The organism is Brachybacterium massiliense (assembly GCF_900184245.1).
In the GTDB taxonomy this organism is placed as follows: domain Bacteria; phylum Actinomycetota; class Actinomycetes; order Actinomycetales; family Dermabacteraceae; genus Brachybacterium; species Brachybacterium massiliense.
The window spans coordinates 36,530-58,583 of the sequence record NZ_FXXB01000002.1 but is presented as its reverse complement, the minus strand read 5'-3'; the positions used below and the strand labels follow the sequence as shown (position 1 = coordinate 58,583).

Annotated in this window: 24 protein-coding genes; 6 read left to right on the top strand and 18 right to left on the bottom strand. The window is 70.1% G+C overall.

The window, feature by feature from the left end:
• Window positions 1-77: 77 nt before the first annotated feature.
• The 14 genes from BN4251_RS18145 to BN4251_RS00280 all read right to left on the bottom strand — a co-directional run bounded on the left by BN4251_RS18145 (window position 78) and on the right by BN4251_RS00280 (window position 11,931).
• Window positions 78-743, bottom strand: a complete 666-nt coding sequence (locus BN4251_RS18145) for a DNA-processing protein DprA (RefSeq protein WP_170931756.1) — start codon at window positions 741-743, stop codon at window positions 78-80.
• A 23-nt stretch (window positions 744-766) separates the two neighbouring features.
• Entirely contained in the window at window positions 767-913 is a 147-nt protein-coding gene (locus BN4251_RS18140) for a hypothetical protein (RefSeq protein WP_168165391.1), read from the bottom strand.
• A gap of 407 nt (window positions 914-1,320) precedes the next feature.
• Window positions 1,321-1,656: a hypothetical protein gene (locus BN4251_RS00325; protein ID WP_087483190.1), complete on the bottom strand. Its 336-nt coding sequence runs from the start codon at window positions 1,654-1,656 to the stop codon at window positions 1,321-1,323.
• A 554-nt stretch (window positions 1,657-2,210) separates the two neighbouring features.
• Window positions 2,211-3,521, bottom strand: coding sequence for a ParB/RepB/Spo0J family partition protein (locus BN4251_RS00320; protein WP_170931755.1), 1,311 nt, complete (start codon window positions 3,519-3,521; stop codon window positions 2,211-2,213).
• Between the two features lie 436 nt (window positions 3,522-3,957).
• The gene (locus tag BN4251_RS18135; protein ID WP_170931754.1) at window positions 3,958-4,380 is read right to left on the bottom strand and encodes a hypothetical protein; all 423 of its coding nucleotides are present in this window, start codon (window positions 4,378-4,380) and stop codon (window positions 3,958-3,960) included.
• A gap of 578 nt (window positions 4,381-4,958) precedes the next feature.
• Window positions 4,959-5,804 (bottom strand): hypothetical protein, encoded by an 846-nt coding sequence (locus BN4251_RS00315; protein ID WP_087483188.1) that lies wholly within the window; start codon window positions 5,802-5,804, stop codon window positions 4,959-4,961.
• A 466-nt stretch (window positions 5,805-6,270) separates the two neighbouring features.
• Window positions 6,271-6,522: a hypothetical protein gene (locus BN4251_RS00310; RefSeq protein WP_087483187.1), complete on the bottom strand. Its 252-nt coding sequence runs from the start codon at window positions 6,520-6,522 to the stop codon at window positions 6,271-6,273.
• Between the two features lie 438 nt (window positions 6,523-6,960).
• Complete coding sequence (locus tag BN4251_RS18130) at window positions 6,961-7,104, bottom strand: hypothetical protein (RefSeq protein WP_170931753.1); 144 nt, start codon at window positions 7,102-7,104, stop codon at window positions 6,961-6,963.
• On the bottom strand, window positions 7,101-7,700 hold the full coding sequence (locus tag BN4251_RS00305; protein WP_087483186.1) for a hypothetical protein: 600 nt from the start codon (window positions 7,698-7,700) through the stop codon (window positions 7,101-7,103). Before BN4251_RS00305 ends, BN4251_RS18130 begins: the two co-directional genes overlap by 4 nt.
• Window positions 7,700-8,470, bottom strand: coding sequence for a ParA family protein (locus tag BN4251_RS00300; protein WP_087483185.1), 771 nt, complete (start codon window positions 8,468-8,470; stop codon window positions 7,700-7,702). The genes BN4251_RS00305 and BN4251_RS00300 overlap by 1 nt, the downstream gene beginning before the upstream one ends.
• Window positions 8,471-8,625: 155 nt before the next feature.
• Window positions 8,626-9,192 carry a hypothetical protein gene (locus BN4251_RS00295; RefSeq protein WP_087483184.1) on the bottom strand — a complete coding sequence of 189 codons (567 nt, stop codon included), beginning with the start codon at window positions 9,190-9,192 and terminating at the stop codon, window positions 8,626-8,628.
• 111 nt (window positions 9,193-9,303) lie between these two features.
• Window positions 9,304-11,283 (bottom strand): hypothetical protein, encoded by a 1,980-nt coding sequence (locus tag BN4251_RS00290; protein ID WP_087483183.1) that lies wholly within the window; start codon window positions 11,281-11,283, stop codon window positions 9,304-9,306.
• A gap of 112 nt (window positions 11,284-11,395) precedes the next feature.
• Entirely contained in the window at window positions 11,396-11,629 is a 234-nt protein-coding gene (locus BN4251_RS00285) for a hypothetical protein (protein WP_087483182.1), read from the bottom strand.
• A 59-nt stretch (window positions 11,630-11,688) separates the two neighbouring features.
• Window positions 11,689-11,931 carry a hypothetical protein gene (locus tag BN4251_RS00280; RefSeq protein WP_140398351.1) on the bottom strand — a complete coding sequence of 81 codons (243 nt, stop codon included), beginning with the start codon at window positions 11,929-11,931 and terminating at the stop codon, window positions 11,689-11,691.
• A gap of 449 nt (window positions 11,932-12,380) precedes the next feature.
• Between BN4251_RS00280 and BN4251_RS00275 the strand changes: the two genes are divergently transcribed.
• A complete protein-coding gene (locus BN4251_RS00275) occupies window positions 12,381-12,614 on the top strand; it encodes a glutaredoxin domain-containing protein (protein WP_010552472.1) in 234 nt (77 codons plus the stop codon).
• A 102-nt stretch (window positions 12,615-12,716) separates the two neighbouring features.
• Here BN4251_RS00275 and BN4251_RS00270 read toward each other — a convergent pair whose 3' ends face one another.
• The 4 genes from BN4251_RS00270 to BN4251_RS00255 are packed head-to-tail and all read right to left on the bottom strand — an operon-like array spanning window position 12,717 to window position 16,368.
• Window positions 12,717-14,408: a MinD/ParA family ATP-binding protein gene (locus tag BN4251_RS00270; RefSeq protein WP_087483180.1), complete on the bottom strand. Its 1,692-nt coding sequence runs from the start codon at window positions 14,406-14,408 to the stop codon at window positions 12,717-12,719.
• A gap of 16 nt (window positions 14,409-14,424) precedes the next feature.
• Complete coding sequence (locus tag BN4251_RS00265) at window positions 14,425-14,967, bottom strand: hypothetical protein (protein WP_087483179.1); 543 nt, start codon at window positions 14,965-14,967, stop codon at window positions 14,425-14,427.
• Window positions 14,964-16,115, bottom strand: a complete 1,152-nt coding sequence (locus BN4251_RS00260; RefSeq protein WP_087483178.1) for a C40 family peptidase — start codon at window positions 16,113-16,115, stop codon at window positions 14,964-14,966. The genes BN4251_RS00265 and BN4251_RS00260 overlap by 4 nt, the downstream gene beginning before the upstream one ends.
• A 7-nt stretch (window positions 16,116-16,122) precedes the next feature.
• On the bottom strand, window positions 16,123-16,368 hold the full coding sequence (locus BN4251_RS00255) for a hypothetical protein (protein WP_140398350.1): 246 nt from the start codon (window positions 16,366-16,368) through the stop codon (window positions 16,123-16,125).
• A gap of 273 nt (window positions 16,369-16,641) precedes the next feature.
• Here BN4251_RS00255 and BN4251_RS00250 point away from each other — a divergent pair, with 273 nt between their 5' ends.
• Genes BN4251_RS00250 through BN4251_RS00230 form a run of 5 tightly spaced genes read left to right on the top strand, consistent with a single transcriptional unit; the run spans window position 16,642 to window position 22,005 of the window.
• A complete protein-coding gene (locus BN4251_RS00250; RefSeq protein WP_140398349.1) occupies window positions 16,642-17,643 on the top strand; it encodes a MinD/ParA family ATP-binding protein in 1,002 nt (333 codons plus the stop codon).
• Window position 17,644: 1 nt separating this feature from the next.
• A complete protein-coding gene (locus tag BN4251_RS00245) occupies window positions 17,645-17,941 on the top strand; it encodes a hypothetical protein (protein WP_087483175.1) in 297 nt (98 codons plus the stop codon).
• Window positions 17,941-18,711: a DUF8175 domain-containg protein gene (locus BN4251_RS00240; protein WP_087483174.1), complete on the top strand. Its 771-nt coding sequence runs from the start codon at window positions 17,941-17,943 to the stop codon at window positions 18,709-18,711. The genes BN4251_RS00245 and BN4251_RS00240 overlap by 1 nt, the downstream gene beginning before the upstream one ends.
• Window positions 18,695-20,434, top strand: a complete 1,740-nt coding sequence (locus BN4251_RS00235; RefSeq protein WP_140398348.1) for a hypothetical protein — start codon at window positions 18,695-18,697, stop codon at window positions 20,432-20,434. Before BN4251_RS00240 ends, BN4251_RS00235 begins: the two co-directional genes overlap by 17 nt.
• Window positions 20,434-22,005 (top strand): SCO6880 family protein, encoded by a 1,572-nt coding sequence (locus BN4251_RS00230; protein WP_087483172.1) that lies wholly within the window; start codon window positions 20,434-20,436, stop codon window positions 22,003-22,005. Before BN4251_RS00235 ends, BN4251_RS00230 begins: the two co-directional genes overlap by 1 nt.
• The last annotated feature ends 49 nt before the right edge of the window (window positions 22,006-22,054 follow it).

Below are 22,054 nucleotides of genomic sequence, written 5' to 3'. Positions count from 1 at the left end.
AAGAGGGGGGGGGGGGGGGGGGGGGGGGGGGGGGGGGGGGGGGGGGGGGGGGGGAGCCCCCCGCCCGCCCCCGGTGGTCATGCGGCGTGATGGCGGTGGTTGAGGAGGTCGGAGTGCTCGCCTCGGTAGGGGTGGGTGGTGTTGTTGGCGGTGGCGATGAGGTCGGCGTCGGCGGGGTCCTCGGTCCAGAGTCGGGCACCCTCGCGCAGGAGACGGAGCGGGAATGCGCTCGCGGCGCTGGTGAGCGGTCCGGGGGCGGCCCAGACGGAGGGGCAGGTGAGGGAAGCTCCGTAGGCGGTGCTGCGGTGCGCGCCCTCAACGAACAGGGCATGGTGGGCGATCGCGCCGCGGAGGGCGGCGGCGTCGAGGAGGTCCCAGCGGGTGGGGCCGGCGTCAGGGTCGGTGGCGACGGTGAGGAGGAGGCCGCCCTGGTCCTGCACGTGGTGGGCGAGGTGGGCGTTGCCGCGCGGGTAGGGGCGGTTCAGGCCTGCGGCCTGGACGAGGACGGTGCGGTCCGGGCGGGCGGCGCGGACGGCGGTGCCGTCGATGCCGTAGGCGGTGCTGGCGATGAGGATCGCTCCGCGCTGGCTGAGCATCTCGGCGGCACTGCGGGCGACGGTCTCGCCGTAGGGGGTGCTGGCGCGGCTGCCGGTGATGAGGACGCGGCCGGGGGCGACGAGGAGGTCGAGGTTGCCGCGGGCGGTGACCTGGCGGCCGTGGATGGTGAGGGTCTGGTCGGTCATGGTGTGCTCCTTGGTGGTGAGGGTCAGCGGTTGCGGAGGTCGGCGAGGGCCTCGGCGAGCTCGGGGCAGTCGGGCTGGTGCGCGGTGAGGTCGCGGCCGCCGCCGTAGAACTCGCTGAGGGCGGGGATGTCGCGGTGGCAGCTGTGGCAGTGGGTGGTGTTCTCGTCCATGGGTGTCTCCTTCGGTGTGGTAGGTGGCCCGGTCGTTTTTTCCCCGTGCCCTGGTGCTTTTGAACGGGGCCCGGAGCGAGGGAGCACACCCGGAGGGCCGGGTGGTCGAGAAGTTCTCGGCGAGATAAGCGCAGCGCGTCGGGAAGTTGTCGGCTGCCCGGACCCCGCGCAGCGGGGTTGTGTGGAGGAGCGCAGGGGTCATAGTGAGAAGCCCAGGACACGGGGAATGAGGGATGCGCCCCGCGACGGGTCGCGGGGCGTGCGCAGGGGCCGGCGGAGCCGGTCGCCGTCAGAGGGTCGCCGGTGAGGCGATGCTCGAGAGCACGGAGTGCGCTGTAGAGGTGGAGTGCCCGGCGCAGCCGGGCGCCGCTTGGGTGAGGGACCCGGGCCCTTGGCCCGGGTCCGGATCACCGGTCGGTGCGGTTGTAGACGTCGCCCTCGATGTACTCGAGGCTCTCGCCCGTGGCGGGGTGCTGCGCGGTCCAGTAGTAGGCGGCGTTGTACTCGGTGACCTCCCATCCGGCGATGGTGAGGGAGCCCAGGAGCTCGCGGTCCATGCCGCCGTGGAAGAACCCCGAGTTGGGGTTGTTGCTGTCGAGGAGGCGGAGGACCTCGGCGCTGGTGGTGGGCGCGGCGGCCTCGATCTCGTCGAGCTGGCGGTGGATGTGGCCCCAGAACGGGTCCTGGCGCTGGCGGGCCTCCATCTCGAGGAGGCGGTCGTAGCTGCTGATCTCGGGGGTCATGGTGTGCTCCTTCGTCCTGTTGTTCGGGGGTGCTGACGTGGAGCGGGGGATGCGCTGGTGGGGGTGGTGCACCCCGAAGGGTCGAGCCGGAGGCGAGAGCCCGGGCAGCCGGCGAGGACCCGAGAAGATCCCGGCGAAATAAGCGCAGCGCGTCGGGATCTTGTTGGGGACCGTCGGCCGAGCGGAGCGAGCCGGGTGTGCTCCTCCCCCGCCAGTGCGTCAAGATCCCCCGGTCCAGCACCCCCAGGCAGGGCGAAGGGTCAGGCCCCGTCGATCGGGTGCGCGCGGCACAGTCAGTGCAGTTAGTGCGCATGGTGCACGGAGTGCGGAGAGGTAGGCTCGGCCGGCCCGTCCACGGGTCGGCCGAGGCCGCTGCGGGCCCTTCGGGGCCCGGCAGCCTGGTGCGGCGGCTCCGTCCGCCGGCGCCGGGCTGTTCTCCCGGCGCGCTGCGCGCCGGGAGGGGGATGCTGCGCGCCGGGACGGCGCGGCCGCTGGACTCGGCGGGACCCCGCCGGGGGCGGTCCGCCCCGCGCGGGGCGGGGCGGACCGGTGAGTCACTGCTCGGCGCGGGCGTCGAGCAGGCCCTGTTCGAGGTCGCAGGGGGTGTAGCCCCAGGCGACGAGGACGGCGAGGTAGTCGAGGTCGTTGGCGGTCATGTGTCGCCAGGTGTGCACGTCGGCGTAGGTGACCTCGATGCCCGCGAGGGCGATGGTGAGGGCGTAGATGCTGGCGCGTGCGCTGGTGGCAGGGACGTTGTTCCTCCACCCCTGCCCCATCACCTCGGTAGTGATGCCCTTGCGGTCGTTCATGCCGTCGTGGACGCGGCTGGGGGCCTGGGCGAGGAGTCGTGCGAGGGTGGCGGCGGCGTCCTTCGGGGCGCTCTTGCGCTGGGTGAAGGTGCGCAGCCAGTCGCGTCGCACGTCGGTGGCGGCGCGCCATTCCTTGTTGCCCTCGATGATGCGGCGGCGCTCGGCCTTCTCGTCCTCGTTGAGGGGGCCGCTGCTTCCGGCGGCGGCCTCGTGGTTCTTGTGTCCGTTGGCCTTCCAGTCCGTGCAGATCTCCTGGGTCTGGGCCTCCCCCGCCCATGTGGCGGTGACGATGACTGCGTGGCCGGGGCAGGTGGTGTGCTGCTCCTCGTCCGCGTCGAGGGCGCGGAGCGGGGCGGCTGCTCCGCGGCCGTCGTAGTAGTAGTCCCACGGGGTCTTGTCGAGGACGGTGATGCCTTCGGCGGTGAGGCGGTCGACCTCGGCGGCGACGGCGCGTGCGGCCTCGCGCCGCTGGCGGAGGCGGGAGGCGGTGTGTTCGAAACCGCCGCGCTGGGCGGACTGGACGAGGGAGTCGATGGCCTCCTCGTCGTCGTCGAACTCCGCGAGCACTGCGGCCTGCTCGATGGTGAGGCCAGCGGTGAGGTGATCGCGGGCGATTTGACTCCGGCGCGCGGTGATTCCCTGCTCCACGGTCTCCTTGCGAGTGTGGGTGCACTTGGCGATCTGGGAAGCGGAGAGGCCGAGCAGGAAGAGCTGCTCGTAGCCGTCGGCGCGCTCGGCTTCGGTGATTCCGGTGCGCTGGTCGTTCTCGACCATCTGGGTGATGATCCGTCCGGCCTCGTCGGGGTTCTCGGCGAGGTAGACGGGGATGGTCTCGCGCTGGGTCTCGACGGCGGCGAGGGTGCGGCGCTGGCCCTGTAGGACGTGCACGGCTCCGTCGTCGTCGCGGTACCCGACGACGGGTTGCATGACGCCGTGGTTGCGGATGGAGGCGAGGAAGGCCTTGTCGAGGCGGGCGTCGGCGCGGACGTTGGTGTCCAGCACGATGCTGGCGGGGTCGACGTGCACGAGCGTGCGCGTGGTGTCGGTGGTGGTCATGGTGTGCTCCTTTCGGCCAGTGGCCGGGATCGTTTTTCCCCGTCCTCCTGGTGCTTGTGAACGGGCCCCGGAGCCGCGGAGCGCACCCGGAGGGCGGTGAGGCCGAGAAGTTCCCGGCGAAATAAGCGCAGCGCGTCGGGAAGTTCTCGGCCTCCGCCGACCCCGCGGAGCGGGGTTGCGTGCAGTCGCGGAGGGGTCATAGTGGAAAGCCCAGGAGGACGGGGAACATGAAGGGCCGATCCGGGGCGGGCCCCGGATCGGTGAGGGCCGGCGGAGCCGGCAGCCGTCAGGGTGCTGCCCGCTGGGCAGTGCCCCGAACTGCACGGAGTGCATGGGTCGCACGGAGTGCGGTGTGGGCACGGCACGAGCGCAGCGAGTTCCGATTGGGCGGCACGGACCGCCCGCACCGGACTGGTGCGTGCGGCCCGCGCAGTGGTCAGCTGCCGCAGGGGGTTCCGGCTGCTGCCTCGGCGTCGGCCGCCCAGGCGGCGGCCTCGCCGGCGTCGAGGGCCATACCGGTGCCGGGCGAGTTGTCGCTGAGGGTGCGTGCGGCCCGGGCGCAGAGGGAGGCGTAGCGCGCGAGGCGGGTGGCTCGGTGCGGGTCTGCGCCGTCGATCTGCTGCGCGGCATCCCTTGCGCGGTGCGCGTAGTCGGAGGTCCAGCGCACGGTGCGGTGCAGGGTCTGGGTGGTGATGGAGTCATGACCGACGTTCTCGAGGTAGTACGTCTCCCTTCCGCTTCGAACGGTGACGCGGGCGTAGCGATCTCCGCCGGGCTCGGCCATGGTCACCTCCGCCCCGCGCAGGAAGTCGATGGAGCCGGTGTAGGTCCGGCGGGTGATGGTGAACTCGCGGGTCATGGTGTGCTCCTTGGTGGTGTGGGACCGGAATCGTTTTTTCCCCGTCCTCCTGGTGCTTGTGAACGGCGCCGCGATCGAGCGGAGCGCACCCGCAGGGCATCGGGGGCGAGAAGTTCTCGGCGATGAGAGGGAGCGTGCGACCGCGTCGAGAAGTTCTCGCGCTCGGATGACTCCGCGGCGCGGAGTTGCGTGGAGGGAGGAGCGAGCACAGTGGGAAGCCCAGGAGGACGGGAAATCGAAGGGCTCGAGCCGGGTGGGCCCGGCTCGAGCTGAGGGGCCGGCGAGGCCGGTCTCCGTCAGTCGTCAGCGACAGCTGACGATATGCAGTGCAGATGGTGCACGCAGTGCATTGGGTTGAGGGCGAGCGGATGCGAGTGCGTTGGGAGGGGCGGCCAGGGATGTCCGCAGCGGCAGCTCGCAGGCGCGGAGCGTCTGCGCATAATGCTCGCAAGGCAGCACGGGTCGCCCCTCCCCCTCGCTCGCGCGGAGCGCGAGGACGTGCGCAGCACGGAAGTGCCCGCCCCGGAGGGGGCGGGCACTGCGGGACGGGCCGGGAAGGCCCGTCCCGCGTTGCCGGCTCAGCCGGTGAACCAGTCCGGGTACATCAGGGTGTTCACGAGCGCGCGTGCCGTGTTCGCGAGCGAGCACGAGCGGTCGTACAGCAGCGCGGCCGCCTGCATGTCGGTGGTGTGAGCGGCCACGTACTGAGCCGCGAGTGCTCCGGTGACGAGCTGTTCGCCCAGCGGGCGACCGCGTCCGCCCAGCAGCGCGGCCATGACGTCCTCGTCGGCGCTGGCGTCGTCGAGCTCGTCGAACCCGAGCCGGGCGACGGCCAGCAGCAACTGGTCTCGCGTAGACGAGTCGCTGATCGCCGCGGCGATCTGCCCGACCAGTGCCTGGTCGGGACGACGCCCGGTGACGACGGTGTGGACCCATGCGTCCACGACCGTCTCGGTGTCGACCGCGCCGACGTCCGGCTCGATCGGCTCGAAGGCGAGGCCGCGAACCGGTGCCCACCGCCGCAGCTCGGTGGGTCGGCCGAGCGAGGCCGGCAGCGATGCACTGGCGGCCTCGAGCGTTGTGGTGCGCTTGGTCTCGAGGTCCAGCAGGTACTCGCCCGAGGCGAGGATGGTGGCGGCGATGTTGATCCCGTCAAGCCGGCGGACGACGGTCTCGACGTCCTGCACCGCGGCCTTGAGCCCGCTCTCGTTGACGACCGTGAGCACCACCTCGTGCCCGACCAGTTGCGAGTACTCGTGCGCGGGCGGAACGGCCGGGTACTCGGCGTCGGGATCGACACCGGAGATGGCGGACAGACCGCCCCTGCCGGTGCTGACGAGGATGAAGCCGCGAGGCAGCGGCTCCATCAGCGATGCGAGCGTGTAGGCCGCGAACTGCGCGGGCGTGAGATTGGTCTGGGTCATGGTGTGCTCCTTCGGTTGTTGGCGCGGTAGCGCCTGGCGACCCCGCTGTTGCGGGACCTCCCCTTTGGGGACTCCGAAGCGGGGTGGGTGTCAACCCCGAAGAGTGCAGGTCTTGGGCGACTTTTTCGCCCGAGCTTGCGAGGGTAAAAAGTGGCTCATGACCTGCACGTGGGTTGACACTCGGGGTCCCCTCTCGGAGTAGCCTGAGAGGGCCTGCAGCAGCAGCTTGGTAACCACGCTGGAAGCCCCGCCGACGTGGCGGGAAGCGGAGCGAAGGCGGAGCTTTGACCGCCGCAGAACACCGCCCGCAGCGCGGGGCCTCAGCAGGCAAGAAAGCACGGTGCGTGCGACAGTGGCGAAGCCGCTCGCGCCGTTCCGCGGAGCACGGAGTGCTCCACAGACAGCACGAGCCACGCGAGTTCCGTTTCAGGACAGAGCGGAGCCCTCCTGAAAGGGCTCCGCTTGGTCAGTCCTCGAGGTCCCCGAAGAGGGAGTCCCAGCACTCCGTGTGGATCCCGGAGATGAACTGCTCGCGGACCGCGCGGGGCAGTCGTCCGGCGGCGTCCTGGATGGCGGCGCCGGCCTCGAGGTCGGCGAACTCCTCGTCGGTGAGGGTGATGGAGCCCGCGTGGCCGCAGAAGGTGCAGCAGGGGGTCTCCACCAGGGTGTGTCCGTCGAGCGTCTCGAGGACGCGGTTAGTGAGGTTGCGAGTAGTCATGGTGTGCTCCTTGTTCGGCGGGTCCCCTGGCGAGGGGTGCTGACGTGGAGCGGGGGATGCGCTGGTGGGGGTGGTGCACCCCGAAGGGTCGAGCCGTAGGCGAGAGCCCGGGCAGCCGGTGAGCATCCGAGAAGATTCCGGCGAAATAAGCGCAGCGCGTCGGCATCTTGTCGGGGACCGCCGGCCGAGCGCAGCGAGCCGGGTGTGCTCCTCCCCCACCAGTGCGTCAAGATCCCCCGATCCAGCACCCCGGGAGCCCGTCACCTCGGCATGGAGCACACTGCGCACCTCTCTCCCCTACCGATCTGGCGACGTGGCAGGGTTGGCTGGTCACTGCGCAATGCATCGCTCGCACTGCGAGCCGAAGTGCGAACGATGCACATAGTGCATTCCGTCCCCGCGCAGCGGTCCGGCTCCACAAGGCGGAGGGTCTGTGCTCTAGCGCAGCTCGTCAGGGACGTCGTTGAGGTCCGCGCGAGCGGCCTCGCCTCGACTGTCCTCGTGCGAGGGATCGAGCAGGAGGAGGGAGAGCTCGTCTTCGACGACGCTCCGTCGTGCGTCGGCGTTGTCGGCGGCGTTCATCGCAGATCCAATCGTGGCAGGCGAGCCGGAGGCTCGGGCAGCTGGTCCATTCCGGCGCGGCGGGCTGCTTCCCGAGCCTGCCAGCGCAGGGCGTAGCTGTAGAAGACGCTGCGGGAGCGGTCGACGACGCCGGCGAGCCGGTCCTGACGCATGGCGTCCCCGACGGCGCCCGCGACGTCGTCGGGGACGAGGAGCTGCTGCGAGCGGTTCGCGCCGGCACCTGCGGGGCCGAGGATCTCTCGAACGGCCTGGCGCTCTTCGACGGTGAGGGCGGCGAGCTCGCCGATGGCGCCGGCGGCCCACAGGCCGAAGCTTCCCGGCGAGCCGGGCCGGTGGTCGAAGTCGACGATGTACGCCGAGCGCACGTCGCGAAGATCGTCGGGCGTGAGGTAGACACTGCTGCGGCGGGTGGGCTCCTCGGAGGCCGGCGGCGCGGGGCTCACCGCTGCGGGGCGGTCTGCCGGAGCCGGTGCGGGCGGCTGGGGCGCGGGGGGCTGCTCCGCTCCCCCGTCCTCACGGGTCGACGTGTTGTCGACGGCGCCGGCGATCGCCTCCGCGTTGCGCTCGGAGAGGCTGCGTCGCTTGGGCTTGGCCATCAGTGGGCTCCCATCGTGAGGTTGAGCAGGTGATCGGTCGCGGCGCGGTAGTCGGCGGCGACCGCGCTGTCGGGGTCGTAGACGCTCACGCCCATGCCGGCGGTGTAGGCGTCGCGCACGGCGACGGCCTGCCGCACCGGCGGCGTGACGCGATCGCCGTAGCGCTGCGCGAGGAGCTCGAGGATCTCCCGATCGAGCAGGCGGCGGGAGTCGACCATGGCCGGGACGACAGCGCTGATCTGCAGGCCGGGGCGGATGCGGCGCGTCAAGCGCTCGGCGATCACGGCCTCGAGGCGGTCGAGCTGGTCGTAGGCCTCGGTGGCGGCCTGCAGGCTGACGATCACGTGGTCGGCGGCGGCGAGTCCCGCCATGGTCAGGGCGCCGACGTTCGGGGGCGTGTCGATGACGACGTGGTCCCACCGGTCCCCCACCGTCGGGAGCATGTCGCGCAGGCTGGTGACCAGGTCCGGCGGCGGCTGCTCCTCAAGGGCGGTCAGGTCGTGGGCTCCGACGATCACGTCGACGCCCTGCGCAGTCGGCGCGGGCTCGGCCGCTTCCCGCAGGGTGGCGGAGGCATCCAGCACCTCGGCGGCGGTCGCTTCGATGGGCGCCTCCGGGGTGATCCCCAGGCGGGTGGACAGGTTGCCCTGCTGGTCGAGGTCGATGGCGAGGACTCGGAAGCCGCGGCGCGTCAGGGCGAGGGCGATCTCGGCTGCGGTACTGGTCTTCGTGGACCCGCCCTTGGGTAGGGCGCAGGTGTAGACGGCCATGGGGCTCCTCTCGATGGAAACAGGTTATATCACTGTGTGCACTAGTGCGAACCGTGCAGGCGGTGCACAGCACGCACGGGCAGGTGGAGAGCGATGCACGCACCATCGACAGTGCAGGTAGTGTGCGTGCCGCGATTAGTGCATTCAAGGGATGACTAGTCCGCGATCTTGTACTGACGGGGCCGCTGCGCGGTGTAGTGGAGGCGCCGCGCCCACTGGTCGAGCTCGGGGACGATCTCGACGTCGGGCCGCACCAGGAGCGCGTTGGAGCCTGCGGTGCCGGCGGTCAGGATCGGACCGGGCACGCAGGCGATGCGTGGCGAGTGGGGAAGGGCGGAGTGCGCCTGCTCGATGACGAGCGCCGCGTCGGCGAGATGCGCGAGGAGGCGGCTGGTGGGTCCTTCGAGCACCAGGGCCCCGCTCGAGGCGAGCGTCTCGTGCCATGGGGTGACGCCGCGCCGGGCGATGACGACTGCGCGGTCGGGGGCGCTCAGGGTGAGCGCATCGAGCGCGGCGCCGGGGATGCCGGGGCCGTCGTGCAGCAGCACGCAGCTGTCGCTGTGCTCGACAACGGCCAGCGCAGCGTGCTCGGCGACGCATGCGCCGTGAGGGGTGGGGTCCAGAGATCCGAGGATGTGGACCAGCCGGGTCTCGAGAAGGTCGAGGCGGCCATAGGCGCGGACGGAGAGTCCATCGATCGCCAGGCGCGTGGGGATGGGCATGGGTCCTCCTGTCGAGGAAATACACTTTGTGCACTATCAGCACTCCGCACCCTAACTGCACTAGTGCATACAGTGCAAGTGGTGGCGAGAGTGCGGTTAGTGCAGGGGGTGCTAGCCCGCTTCCCGGGCCTGCCCCGGTGGCTCGTCGAGAGAGTCGAGGTACATCTGGGCGAGAGTCTCCTCGACCTCGGGGTCGGTCTCGTCGACGTCGCGGACGACGCGGATCCAGGGTCGTTCGCGGCGGAGCTGCTCGAGCTTGGCCCAGTAGGCAGCTCGCTCGCGGCGGTGCTGGTGGATGCGGCGCACGCGGGCCTCGATGGCACCGAGCTGCTGCGCCAGGAGCTCGAGGCGGGCGTCGTCGGCGGCGAGCTCGTAGCCGTCGCGGTCGTTGCCGGTGATCAGCCCGTAGGCGAGGGCGGTGTCGCGGGCGTCGCGATAGGCGTCGGCGCTCAGGCCGGTGACCAGGGCGATGCGCGCGCGTGAGGTGGCGCCGCGCTCGACGGCCTCGAAGAGCAGCCCGGTGGCCTTGCCGAGCACCGTGAACACGGGGCGGACGGCCTGGGTCTTCCCGGGCCGCCAGCGCAGCTCCTCGACGAGGGAGGCGTGCCGGTCGGGGATGCGCAGCTCGTACTGATCGGCGTAGATCCCGCGGCCGCGGGCGACGAGGACCACCCACGGGTCGTCCTCGGCCGCGAGAGCGCGCAGGAGGGCGGCAGCACCGGTGCGGGAGTCACCGAGGGCTACGGAGTGCCAGCGAACTCCCATGGCGGTGACAGTGGATCCGACTGTGCTGGCGGCCTGGCCGAGGGCGCGCAGTGCCATCTGGTAGTCCCAGCCCTGAGCTCCGGGGTACTCGCCGGCGGCGTAGCGCTCCACGAGCGTGATCCATGCGCGGATCACGCCGTACGTGTCGTGCACTGAGGGGGAATCCCCCCCGCCCCGGGTGTGTGTATTGGCGCTAGTGTCAGAGCTGACGGCAGTATCGTCCCTGGTCACGATGACTCGGCCGGCTTTCTGGCGTTCGCGGCGGGCGATCTCGGCGGCCGCGCGGGCGTACTCGTCGCGCAGGCGGTCGAGGCCCTTGTGCTCGAGCAGGGAGCGGAGGCCCGGCCACTGGGGCTCCTCGCCGAGCATGCGAGCGCGGACGTCGGTCTCGGTGAGGCCCGTGGCGATCGCGGACATGAGGACCGCGCGGCGGGCCTCGGAGGCGCTGGGGTAGCCGTGGGCTCGCCAGTCGCCGCGCTGGGCGAGGTCGGTGCACGTAGTGCTCATGTGGCGGCCGATGCCGCGCACGAGCACGGCGCGGATCTCCTCGTCGGTGATCGCGTCGGCGATCGGATCGGCGGAGCCGGCTTCACGCGCCCGTGTGCGGCGCTCTGCGCCGCGTTCACGGTCTTCCTCGAGGAGTGCGCGCAGCTCGTCCGCCAGGGCCGCACGGAGGCGCGTGAGGGCTCTGGCGGGGGAGTGGGGGCCGGCGGCGATCGCGCGCGCCGAGTCGGCGTCGTGCGCGAGCTCTCGGTGGCCGCCGCGCTTGTGGGCGCTGCCGGGGATGGTGATCAGCCCATCGCTGACGTTGCTCGTCGGCTTGAGGTCCAGGGTGGGGAGGCGCCGGCCGAGGGCGAGCACGAGCGAGTGCGCGTCCTGGGCGCCGAGGGGTTCCTCGAGCAGGACGTAGATGTGCGCGCCGCCGTGGGCCCGGTCCACGAGGTAGATGAAGCCGCACTCATCCAGGAGCGAGGTCGCCACGGCGAGGTCGTTCTCGACGGCGACGATCTGATCCCCGGTGCGGTCGTGAGCGTCGAAGTCCAGTGGGAGGAACCGGGTGCGGCCCTGGGCGTCGTAGACGTGGACCGCGACGGGCTGCGAGGGCGGCGCGTCGGTGAACCGCTCGACCCTTCGGCCGAGTCGTCGGGGGAAGGCGACGCTCGTGCTGCGCCGCTCTGCCAGGCGGATCAACGGTCGCTGGTTCAGCAGCTCGAGGCACAGCCGCCACGTGTCGGTGGGGGAGAGGGTGGCGTCGGAGGCGGCGCGAGACACACCGGTGGTGTCGTACTTGCCTACGACGACGCGACCCCCGTATCCTGGGGGCATCAAGTGAATGGACCTCCTTACTGGTTCGCCCCGGGTCGTCAGCGGTAACTGACTCCCGAAGACTTCTGAATCGCCCTCGCACCTGCGCCAACAGGTTCGGGGGCGAAGTCTTTTACGCGGTTCTTCGGTCGATGCTGAGGCTCTGCTGTGCGCCACCACTGCGAGCCTGTTCAAGGTCGAGAGCGTCAATCCACGGCACCAGCTGCTCCGCAGCGAGGTCTGTGACTGGACGGCCCACCAGCTCCGCGTAAGCGAACAGCTTGTCGCGGCGCTCCGCGGGGATGCGGACCTTGATATCGGCTCGCTCCCCCTTGCTGGGGCGGCCTGGGCGTCTGCTCTGGGTCATGTCAAGAACACTACACAGGCGAGCGAGTTCCGGGAACTGTGTGGCGCGGCGTGTCGTGGTCATGACTCGCGCTCCCAGGGGCTGTGAGCGCTGATCGCGCCGTCGAGCAGGTGGCCGTAGTAGGTCGCATCGCTGGCGAGGGTAGTCAGGGCGATCCAGTCGGCGGGCCATCCGGGGACGCCTCGGATGAGGGCGTCGCGGTAGACGTGGCCGTTGTAGTAGCCGGGGATTCCGTCGATGACGCGGAAGAGCTTGTCGGAGTCTCGGGGGACGAGCAGGCTCTCGCTCTGGCTCAGAGTCACGCTCCATTCGGCGATGTCTGGGTGCTCAGAGCGTGCGTGCTCGAGCAGGGCATCGACGAGTCCGTGAACGGTGGCGCGCTGGCCGGCGTGTGCGTGGTGCTGGGGGTCCATGGTCAGTGCCTGTTCATGCCGCTGCGGCGGAGTGGGTGCCTGGGGGTCCGTGCGGTGATGGGCGATCGCGGTGTGCGGGCTCCTGCCAGGGCTTGGGCGGTGAGCAGACCACGCTGCCACCTCGGGCGGTTCCGCAACCCGGCTCGCTGCGCTCGGCCCGCGGCGGGTGAGAACTTCTCCGACGCGGTCGCAAGCTCCCTTATTTCGCCGGAGAACTTCTCTCCCTTGGGGCTGCCCGGGTCCTCCGCTGCGCTGCGGCCCTGTGGGTGCTCCACCGCCTGATCGAGGCGGCGTCTGTGTCCTGTCACCACCCGGACAGCCCAGGCAGGAGAGCCACCATGAACAGCGAGATCGTCACCATCTACACCCGTCCCGACTGTGGTCCGTGCACCGCGACGAAGCGGGCGCTGGCGAAGGCCGGCCTGGCCTTCGTGGAGGTGTCCCTCGAGGACGTGACCGACGAGCAGCGGGCCGCGTTCCAGGCGGCGGGCTTCATGCAGGCGCCGGTCGTGCTGACCCCAGGCGGAGACGCTTGGGCGGGGTTCCGGCCGGACCGGATCAAGCAGCAGTGAGGCTGAGGGGTCCGTCCCTTCGGGGGCGGGCCCCGGGCCTCGCCCGCGGCCGCGGGTCGTGGCCGCGGCCACGGTCGCCTCGGAGGAGATGTCCATCGTGGGTCAGTTCCTCTTGGCGAGGCCGTCGGCGATCGCGGCGGTGGCTTCCTGGAAGGCGGCGCGGGTGGAGGGCTGCAGGGCGTCGAAGTCGATCTCGTCGCCGCTGTCGAGGGCGGGGTCGAAGGGGATCGGGATGATGGCTCGCACGCGCTGCTCGAACTTGGCGGCGATTCCGGTGGCGTCGCCGCGGCGGGTGGCGGAGTCGTTGAGGAGGACGACGGCGCCCTCGACCAGGTCGCTGTGGCCGAGGCTCTCGAAGGAGTCGAGCATGGCCTCGGCAGCGTGGGCGCCGTCGGCGCCGGCGGAGACGGGGATGACGAGCTGGTCGGCGGCCTCGAGCGCGGCCTTGAAGTGGGAGACGCGGTGGTTGTTGCCGGTGTCGATGAGGATCAGGGAGTAGAACCGCCCGAGGATCTCGTGGACCTTCTCGAAGGCGTCTGCGTCGACGAGGTCCTGGCGGTCGCGGGACTCGTCCGAGGCGAGGACGGTGAAGAGGTTGTCGCCCTGGGAGCGGGTGAAGCGCGCGAGGGTGGCGCGCTTGCTGCCCTCGACGGTGGTGAAGTCGTCGGCGGCTTCCTCGAGGAGGTCGACGACGCTGCGAGCGGTGGGGGCCTTCTTCGCGCGGAAGCCGAGGTTGCCCTGGGTCTCGTTCGCGTCCCAGGCGATGACGTCGCCGCCGCGGATCCGGCCGGCGGTGGCACCGATGCCGTAGGTGACGGTGGTCTTGCCCTGCCCGCCCTTATGGTTCGCGATGATGACCTTCTTGGGCTCCTCGAACGGGGTCTGGATGATGGCGCGCTCGGCGCGGTCCTTCTCGGCCGCGGCGCGTTCGCGGATGACACGGCGGGTCTCCCGCGCTGCCTCTTCCTGGGCCAGCTGCTCGGCGGCGCGGCGCGCCTCCTCCTCCCGTGCGATCTTCTGACGCAGGCTCTCGCGTCGCTCGGCGAGCTCCTCGTCGGTGGGGGCGAGCTTGAGCCCGACACCGTTGAGGGTGCCTCGGAAGCCGCGCGTAGCGGGCTGCTGCGAGATGTCGGCCCAGCGAGGGTCGGCGTCGACGGCGTCGGCAGCGGCGGGCGGATCGACGACCGGGGCGTGTTGGCTCTCGTTCTGCTGGGTCGGGGCCACGGAGGAGTGGACGTCGGCCTGCACCTCGCGGAAGGTGTGCAGCTCGTCGACGGGGGAGCCCTGGCCGGCGTCAGGGGAGGGGATCTGCGGCGCCTGAGCGGAGTGCCGTGGTGCTGCGGGAGGCTCGGTGGCGATCGCGCGGGGGCGCGTGGCCTCGAGGTCGTCCTGCGCTCCGGGGACCTCGCTGATGATGGGATCGGTGGCCGACTGCTCCCAGGAGGGCGCGGGCTGACCCGTGACGGAGCGGGAGCGCGTCACGTCGAGGTCCGCCTGGGCGTCGGGAATCTCGACGGACGGCGCACTGACGGTGCTCGGCCGCGCGGCTGCAGCGGCGTCCTGGGGGCGAGGGGTGACGGTGCCGTCTGTCGAGATGAGCAGGGGCCAGGTGCGGCCGTTCTCGGCGGCGGTCGCGGGAAGTGGGCGGCCGAGCTCGGCCGCGCGCTTGGCGATGCGCGCGGTGGCCTCCCGGCGCGCCTCGGCGGCGCCCGAGGCGGCGATCGTCGTGGTCTCGCCGTCGACGGTGACGGATCCGGTGCCGTCGTGGTTGATGGTGATCTGGGCGTCGGTCATCGCATGTCTCCTAGGGTCACTGCTCGGTGGTGGCGGGCTCGATGCCGCTGGTGAGCCATTGGTCGGTGGGGGTGGGACGGGTGACGGTGAGGGTGAGGTCGCCGGCGTTGGTGGGGATCGTGACAGTGGCGCTGGCCATCGTTGCGGCGACGATCTCGGGTTCGCCGGTGAGCTCGGTCTCGGCGACTCGGTAACCCCACCAGCGGTCGCGGTACGAGTCCTGCGCGATCGGAGTCAGGGTCTCCATGAGCCGCTCCTGCCACTCACGCTGATCGAGAGTCGAACCCTGCACCCAGATCTCTGCGGTGACGGTCGCGGCCGCGGCCGCGCCCTCTCGTGCGTCCTGGTCGGCCTCCTCGTCGATGAGGCTGTCGTCCGGGATGTCGTCGGGGCCATCGCTGGTCGGGGAAGGTGTGCTGTAGGTCCAGTCCGGCTCGTCCGGGGTGGACTCGGTCGGCGCCGGCGGGGGCGTCGTCGGAGTCGGCTCGGAAGGGGTGCACCCTGCCGCGAGCACGAGAAGCGCGGTGGCGGCGACGTGCGGGAGGCGTCGGCGGATCATGCGGCCTCCTCGGAGGTGCTGGGGAGACGGCGCACATCGACGAAGCCTCGACCGTCCTCGACCTGGGCATCGATCTCCTGCACGCCGGGCTCGGTGCCGCCGTTGTACCGGGTGGACTCGATCATCTTCCCGTCGCCGCTATAGATCGCGACGTGGCTGATGGCATCGGGAGACCCGACGGTGCCGGTGCGGCCCTTGGCGTAGAAGATGAGGTCGCCGGGCTGGATCTGGTCGGGGGGAACGCTGGTTGAGGCGAGGCTGTCGAACTGGGCCTGGGCCGTGCGACCGATCTCGTCGGGGTCAAGCCCGAAGGCGAAGAGCACGAAGCCGCTGCAGTCGATGCCGGTGTCAGGTCCGTGCTTGCCTCCACCGCCGAACTCGTAGGGCGTCCCGAGCAGGGTGCGGCCGCGTGCGATGGCCTCCGCGGCGTCTCCGGTGGCCTCGACGGCGGGGGCGGCGCAGGAGTCGCCCCCGGCGTCGCTAGCGCCCCCAGCGTCGCTGGTGCTGGCGCTGTCCACGTTGACGTTCGCGTTCGCCAGTCCCTCGAGGATTGCTTCCGCCTCGTCGAGGTGCTCGGCATAAGCGTCGGGATGGGCCGAGCGCTGCACGGCCTGAGCTGCTTCGGCAGGGGGCATGGACTCCCACCCGGAGATATCCGTCAGGCCAGGGATGTGGCCGTAGCCAGTGCCACCGCCCACCGAGCCGTAGTCGCCGGCACTCTCGGCCGTCACGCCGTTGTAGAACGCCGTCGCGGCGTAGGAGACATCGTTGACCTCTTCGAGGGAGCCGTACCAACCATCCAGCTGTCGCTGCTGGAACACGCCGGCGTCCCCGTTCTCGTCGGGGCTGGCGGTGCTGGGGTTGTTACCGAGTTGACTCTCCTGCATCGCGGTGATCAGGGCGATGAGCTGTCCCTGCTTTCCGACTCCCAGCTCCTCGCCGACTTGGGCGATGACTGCGGCGTTGTGGAGCGCGTCGCCGCTGTAGCCGGCGATCTCCTCGGGCAGGCCGTCGACGTTGACGGTGACCGCTGCGCCACCTGGGAGGCATGCCGCTGTGACGTCCTGTTCGTCGAGCACAGCAGCGCCGACGACGGTCACGCCGAGGAGCATGACTCCCCCGACGCCGAGTGCGAGGACCTTCTTCACGCTGCCATCACCCCTGTGCGCTGAGGCCCTGGCGAGGGTCGAGCTGTGCGAAGACGAGCTCGCGGGGGATCAGGACGGTCGACTTCGGGGCGTCCGAGAGCGTCAGCGCTCCGGTGAGCTGTCCTTCCTTGATCCAGTTCAGGATCGTCAGCTTCGTCCATCCGGTGAACTCGGCGATGTCGGCGGCGTCCATCATCATCGGCCAGTCGCGGCGCATCGCCCGATCGAACTGAGGTTGTGCAAGTTTCCGCATGCTTGCATGCTACGGGAACATGCGAGACTATGGAAGCATGATGAGAGGTAACTACAGGGGGCTACGGTGAACGACTGGCAGGGCGGGAGCTACGAGCGTCGTCAGAGCGCTGCCCATGAGCTTCTTCAACAGTCCGGGCACCTCCCTGGTGCGGCCACCCCCGCGGAGGCGGAGACGGCAGAGTCGCGGGAGGACCGAGCGGATGCGACGAAGGGGCCCGCTTCCCCCTCGATTCCCCCGAATCGTTCAGATGCCGCGCAGACTTCCACAGGTGTGAGTGAGCGCACAAATCAGCCGTCATACGCCGCCCTCGAGGTGGCCCCTTCCGGGGACCACCGACTGGTGGCGTCGGAGGGGTGGCGTCGCCGCCTCGCGCTGGCCACCTTCGGTCTGGTGAAGCTGCGTCCGGGCAAGGAGGAGCTGTCGCGGCTCGACGACGAGCGGGACGCGGGCCTGCAGCTCTCACGCCCCATGACGGTCGCGGTCGCGAACCACAAGGGCTCGGCCGGAAAGACTCCCGTGGTGGCGCTGCTCGCCGCGATCCTCGGTGAGCATCGCGGCGGCGGGGTTGTCGCCTGGGACAACAACGAGAACCAGGGCACGCTGGGGTTGCGCACCGCAGCAGGGCGGTTCCCCACCACGGCGGTCGACCTCCTGGACAGCGCGGAGCTCTTCGAGACGGGGCGTGGAGGGATGGGCGATCTGGGCCGGTTCCTGCGCCACCAGCAGGTGGGCAAGTTCGACGTGCTCGCCTCCGCGGAGGACTCCCGCAGTATGCGGATGATCGGCCACGACGAGTTCATGAGGCTGCACGCGATCCTCTCGCGCTTCTATCAGCTGATCGTGGTCGACACCGGCAACTCGCTGCTGGCCCCGAACTGGACCGCGGCCGCTGATACCGCTGACGTGCTGGTGATCCCCCTGCGCTGGTCGTACGACCACGTTCGCTCTGCGCAGCAGATGATCGTGCAGCTGCACGAGATGGGCCGCGACGACCTGGTCCGCAACGCGGTCACGGTGATCTCTCACGTGCGCGGCGCCGCGGTTGATCGTGAGAACGCACCGAAGTGGCGGGAATGGTTCGAGGAGAACACCGCTGACGTGCTCGAGATCCCGTACGACTCGCACATCGACGCCGGCTCACGGCTGTCCTTCGATCGTCTCGCTGCCCCCACGCAGCGAGCATTCCTGCGTCTGGGAGCAACGGTCTCCCGGACGCTGGCGTCCATCGACAACCCCTACCTGACCGCATCACCCACCACGGAAGGAAACTGACATGAACCCGTTTGAGGGAGTGACTCCCAGCCTGGATATCTTCGGCGCGGAGGTGAACAGCCTCGTGGCCCTGGTCCTCGGCGGACTGTGGGCCCTCGCGTTCGTAGGGTGTGCGATCGGCGCGCTCATCGGCACAGGGAAGTGGGCCGTCGCGCGCCACTCCAACCGCAGCGAGGAGATGACCGAGGCTGCGGGGCAGCTCAAGGTCGCGCTCATCGCGTTCGGCGCCTGTGCGGCGCTGGGCATCATCTTCGCCGCCATCCTGTTCATCGTGGGCACCGTGCAGGGCGGTGAGTGATGTCTGAGCTCCGGGACGAGCAGCAGGACCGGCACCGGCTCCGCCGGGGGCCGGTCATCGCGGTGCTCTCGGTGGCCGTTCTGGTGCTGCTCACACTGTCGGGCGTGCTTGGGGCGCAGCTGCTGTTCTCCGACGACGAGGAGCCGCCAGCGGGCGGGGCGACGACGTCGTCCGCGCCCCCGTCGAGTCAGCCCGTGATTCGGGACGACCTCAAGGTCACGGTCGGGGAAGGCGGCTCGGCAGCTTCCGAGCATGATCCCTCCGTGCCCGTGGGGTACGAGCCGACCTGCAAGGGAGCGGTCGAGGCCGCGACCAACTACCTCGTCGGACTGGACTACACGAAGGTCACCTCCGGAGAGCTGAGCCAAGAGGAATACGTTGCGCTCACCGAGGAGCTGACCACCGGCGAGTACCAGGAAAGTTCAGTCCAGAGCACGCGAGAGATGCTCGAAGAGTTTGGTGACGCAGAGAGCCCCCGCGGTTCGATCCGTCCCGACTGGGGCGGTTTCACCGTTGCTGAGTGCACGGAGGAAGAGTCGGCCACCGTGCAGATCGTGCACGCCTACGACTACTGGGGAGAGGGCGAGTTCTATTACGCCACCTCCTCGACGACGCTGGCCTGGGTGGATGGTGACTGGAAGATCAGCGGAACTGACCAGGCGGAGGCACCGACCACGTTGCCTGAGGAGCCTGTTACCGAGCCGGACGATGAGGTGTCGACCCTGGTGGGAACGCACACCCAGTGGGAGAACTATGAAGACGCGAGCTGAGCACCCCCGCCGCCTTTTGGTGGCGGCGTTGACTCTGTTTCTGGCGGTCATGATCGGTGGAGGTCCTGCCCTCGCTGAACCGTCTGCGGAGGACGAGGAAGCGGCTCGCGCCGCCGGCAACACCGCTGCGGCAGAGTTCGCGTGCGACCTGTTGCCGATCGGCAACGGGGATCTCCTGGAGAAGTGTGTCGGGCTGGCTGAGGGAGCGATCGCGAAAGCTCCGTCGTTCGAGGAGATCCAGCCTCAGATCATGTGCGGCGCGCTACTGCCGCTCGGCCCCGTCCCTACGGCGGGCTGTGTCGCCCTGGTGACTGCCAACATCGGTGGCCTGCGAGATGCCGCGCAGACGGCCTACGACGCGACGATCGGCCAGGCCGAGGAGGTCATCGACACCGCCAAGAAGGCGAAGGAGTTCATCGACGATCCGCAGAGCGCGTTCGAGGACATCGTGAACATGCTCAAGGAAGGTGCGGTCGACTTCCTGAACAAGGTCATGGGCGAACTGGTGAACATCGGAAACGCCGATTTCAGCGCCGAGTGGTGGCGGAACGCTTACGCCGCTGCCGGGGGGATCGGGCTGTTCGTCGCGGCGGTCATGATGATCATGGTGCTCAAGGACGCGGCCCGTGACCGTATCTCTGCGCACCAGTTGGGCGAGAGCTTCCAGTACCTCATGGGCGGGATCATCTCGATGGTCTGGGCGCCGGTGCTGGCCTACGTCGTCCAGAACATGATCGCGGCGTTCAACCGGGGGATCATTGCCTGGGGTGGCGAGGATATCTACGAGACAGTGCTCGAGGGGGCGATCTTCTCGATCACCGCGAATCTGATGCCGGGCGGTGTGCTGATGGGCCTGGTGTTCTGGTTCATCCTGTTCATCGGCGCCGTCTTGGTGTTCGTGATGTTCATTGCGCAGGGCATGGCGGTCTACATGACGTCGGTGGGGATGGCGATCGCGTTCGGGATGCTCGCCCATCCGCGGTGGAGGTCGAAGGCGCTGCGCGTCCCCATGCTGGTCCTCGGGATCATGCTCGCCAAGCCGACGCTGCTGTTCGTGATCACGGTGCTGTTCATGATGATCCAGTCGTTCAAGCCGCTGAATCTGCTGGGGCAGGACGCGCTGCAGACCCTCGGTGAGGGCTGCATGATCATCCTGGCGCTTCTCGCGGTGGGGCTGGCTCCCTGGGTGGCGTTCAAGTTCATCCCGCTCCTGCCCGATGGCTCGGAGGTCGACGGCGGCGGGTTCAACCCGGCGTCGGCCGCCGCCGGCGCGGCCGGCGGGATGATGATGACCCTCGGGATGCGCCGTATGCAGACCGCCGGTGCGGGAGCCGGGGGAGACGGCGGCTCGCCGCCGTCGGGGAAGAGCTCCTCCACGATGAAGTCGGCCCCGAGCGCGCCGGCGTCAGGCACCCCGGGTGGGAAGAACCCGGCGTCGGCGACGGTGGGCTCTGCCGGTGGAGGAGTCGGCAAAGCGGGTGCCGCTGGCGCCTCTGGCGCCAGCAAGGCAGGTGCTGCCGGTGCCGCGGGCAAGGCCGGTGTGGCTGCGGGCGGTGCGGCCACGGGCGGCGCACTGATCCTGGCGGCCATGGCCGCCAGGGGCACGCAGACCGCTGCCGCGACCGCGAAGACGGCCGCGGAGAGCACGGCACCGCCTTCGCAGGGCCCGTCGCAGGAAGAGCAGCAGAGCTCACTGCATGATCGACGGAAGTGGAGCGAGTGATGGCCGTGACGCATGTGCAGCTCGGTGGCGAGCTGCAGGGCCGCTCGATCTTCGGGAGCAGCCGCAACCGCCTCGAGCGGATCGGTATGTGGTCGACCCTGGCAGTGCTGGTGGTCGCGCAGCTGATGGTGATGCGCTGGTCCTGGACCGTCCTGCTGGGCGCTGTTCTGCTGGCCACGACCGTGTTCGTGTGGTCACCGAGGCCGAGCTTCGGCCACAAGTCCGTGGTCGGGATGCTCGCGATCCCCCTGCGTCGACGCTGGAACCGCCGGATGAAGACGCTGGACACGGTCGGGGGAGAGGCGGCCGAGGCCGCTGAGGGGAATGTCCCTCACCTGCCGGCTGCCGTCGGGACGTTGCGTGGCTTCGAGATCGAGCTGTGGCCGGGGGCGGAGCATCCTGGACGTGTGGCTGTGCTTCGTCAGCGGATCCACGACCAGACCCAGTTCACGATGGTGCTCGAGTTCCGAGCACAGCAGTCTGGTGTTGTCGACGGGCTTGAGGGGCTACGGAACCACGCGGGGTGGGCGAAGTTCCAGGCCGTGATGGCGCGTCAAGGTTCGCTGGCGAGGCATCTGCAGCCGGTGGCGCGGATCGTGCCGTTCGACCCGGCCGATCACGTGCAATGGCTCATCGATGCGCTGCCGGACAACGCACCGGAGATCCTCGTGCGTTCGTACGCCGAGCTCGTGGACGGAGTGATCAGCGAGCAGGAGCAGAACCGCACCTGGTTGACGATCGGTGTGCCGGCGAGTCGCGAGTTCTACGCGGCGGCCGATCGCGTGGTCCTCCCGGACGACATGAACGAGGCCAGTGACCGGGAGCGGGCCGATGCCCGCACGGCCGTGGTCCTGGCCACCGAGCTGCGGCGGATCATCTCCGCGGGCCGCGCCAACGGGTTCTCGTTCCGGGAGCTCGACGAGCGACGGCTCGCCGCGGTGACGCGCAGCCTGCAGGATCCCGATCAGCCGTTGGATCGCCTCGAGGGCGCTGACCGGTTCTCGATGTGGCTGCCGTGGATCGGCTCGGAGTCCTCCCGGTACCTGGTGATCGAGGGGAGCCAGAAGCGGTGGTACACCCGCACGGCCGTGGTGCCGCGCGACGGGTTCGCGGCGGGAGAACTGCCGGTCGACATGCTGGTGCCGCTCCTGACGGGCGTGAACCCGGCAGTGGTACGCACCGTGAGTACCCACGTGACGGTGGTGCCGGCGACGACCGCCCGCGCCGAGGCCCGGGACGACCTGACGATGGACCGCTCGGCGGTGCAGCAGAAGGCCAAGGAGGTCTCGGACGGGACGAGCGAGGCCCAGCTGACAGCGTCGCAGCGACGGCTGCAAGACCTGCAGCCGGGATCGGGCGTCCACGGGGCGGAGTGGGCACTGGCCGTGACGATCCAGGCTCCCGACCTCGAGGAGCTCGAGCGGGCGGTCAACGCGATCGAGGAGGCCGCTGCCGAGTCGCACATCTCGAACCTCGACTGGCAGGACCACGCGCACCACCTGGCGATGCCGCTGACGCTGCCGCTGGCTACCGGAGTGCGCCGGCGTAAGAAGAAGTGGCTGCCGACGTGATCGCCAGCGCAGCAAGCCCACAGGCCCCCGCCGCCACTTGCGAGCGGCA

Excerpts from the sequence above, each read along its gene's own strand:
- BN4251_RS18145 (WP_170931756.1), bottom strand. The coding sequence starts at position 743 with ATGACCGACCAGACCCTCACCATCCACGGCCGCCAGGTCACCGCCCGC.
- BN4251_RS18140 (WP_168165391.1), bottom strand. The coding sequence starts at position 913 with ATGGACGAGAACACCACCCACTGCCACAGCTGCCACCGCGACATCCCC.
- BN4251_RS00325 (WP_087483190.1), bottom strand. The coding sequence starts at position 1,656 with ATGACCCCCGAGATCAGCAGCTACGACCGCCTCCTCGAGATGGAGGCC.
- BN4251_RS00320 (WP_170931755.1), bottom strand. The coding sequence starts at position 3,521 with ATGACCACCACCGACACCACGCGCACGCTCGTGCACGTCGACCCCGCC.
- BN4251_RS18135 (WP_170931754.1), bottom strand. The coding sequence starts at position 4,380 with ATGACCCGCGAGTTCACCATCACCCGCCGGACCTACACCGGCTCCATC.
- BN4251_RS00315 (WP_087483188.1), bottom strand. The coding sequence starts at position 5,804 with ATGACCCAGACCAATCTCACGCCCGCGCAGTTCGCGGCCTACACGCTC.
- BN4251_RS00310 (WP_087483187.1), bottom strand. The coding sequence starts at position 6,522 with ATGACTACTCGCAACCTCACTAACCGCGTCCTCGAGACGCTCGACGGA.
- BN4251_RS18130 (WP_170931753.1), bottom strand. The coding sequence starts at position 7,104 with ATGAACGCCGCCGACAACGCCGACGCACGACGGAGCGTCGTCGAAGAC.
- BN4251_RS00305 (WP_087483186.1), bottom strand. The coding sequence starts at position 7,700 with ATGGCCAAGCCCAAGCGACGCAGCCTCTCCGAGCGCAACGCGGAGGCG.
- BN4251_RS00300 (WP_087483185.1), bottom strand. The coding sequence starts at position 8,470 with ATGGCCGTCTACACCTGCGCCCTACCCAAGGGCGGGTCCACGAAGACC.
- BN4251_RS00295 (WP_087483184.1), bottom strand. The coding sequence starts at position 9,192 with ATGCCCATCCCCACGCGCCTGGCGATCGATGGACTCTCCGTCCGCGCC.
- BN4251_RS00290 (WP_087483183.1), bottom strand. The coding sequence starts at position 11,283 with ATGCCCCCAGGATACGGGGGTCGCGTCGTCGTAGGCAAGTACGACACC.
- BN4251_RS00285 (WP_087483182.1), bottom strand. The coding sequence starts at position 11,629 with ATGACCCAGAGCAGACGCCCAGGCCGCCCCAGCAAGGGGGAGCGAGCC.
- BN4251_RS00275 (WP_010552472.1), top strand. The coding sequence starts at position 12,381 with ATGAACAGCGAGATCGTCACCATCTACACCCGTCCCGACTGTGGTCCG.
- BN4251_RS00270 (WP_087483180.1), bottom strand. The coding sequence starts at position 14,408 with ATGACCGACGCCCAGATCACCATCAACCACGACGGCACCGGATCCGTC.
- BN4251_RS00265 (WP_087483179.1), bottom strand. The coding sequence starts at position 14,967 with ATGATCCGCCGACGCCTCCCGCACGTCGCCGCCACCGCGCTTCTCGTG.
- BN4251_RS00255 (WP_140398350.1), bottom strand. The coding sequence starts at position 16,368 with ATGCGGAAACTTGCACAACCTCAGTTCGATCGGGCGATGCGCCGCGAC.
- BN4251_RS00245 (WP_087483175.1), top strand. The coding sequence starts at position 17,645 with ATGAACCCGTTTGAGGGAGTGACTCCCAGCCTGGATATCTTCGGCGCG.
- BN4251_RS00240 (WP_087483174.1), top strand. The coding sequence starts at position 17,941 with ATGTCTGAGCTCCGGGACGAGCAGCAGGACCGGCACCGGCTCCGCCGG.
- BN4251_RS00235 (WP_140398348.1), top strand. The coding sequence starts at position 18,695 with ATGAAGACGCGAGCTGAGCACCCCCGCCGCCTTTTGGTGGCGGCGTTG.
- BN4251_RS00230 (WP_087483172.1), top strand. The coding sequence starts at position 20,434 with ATGGCCGTGACGCATGTGCAGCTCGGTGGCGAGCTGCAGGGCCGCTCG.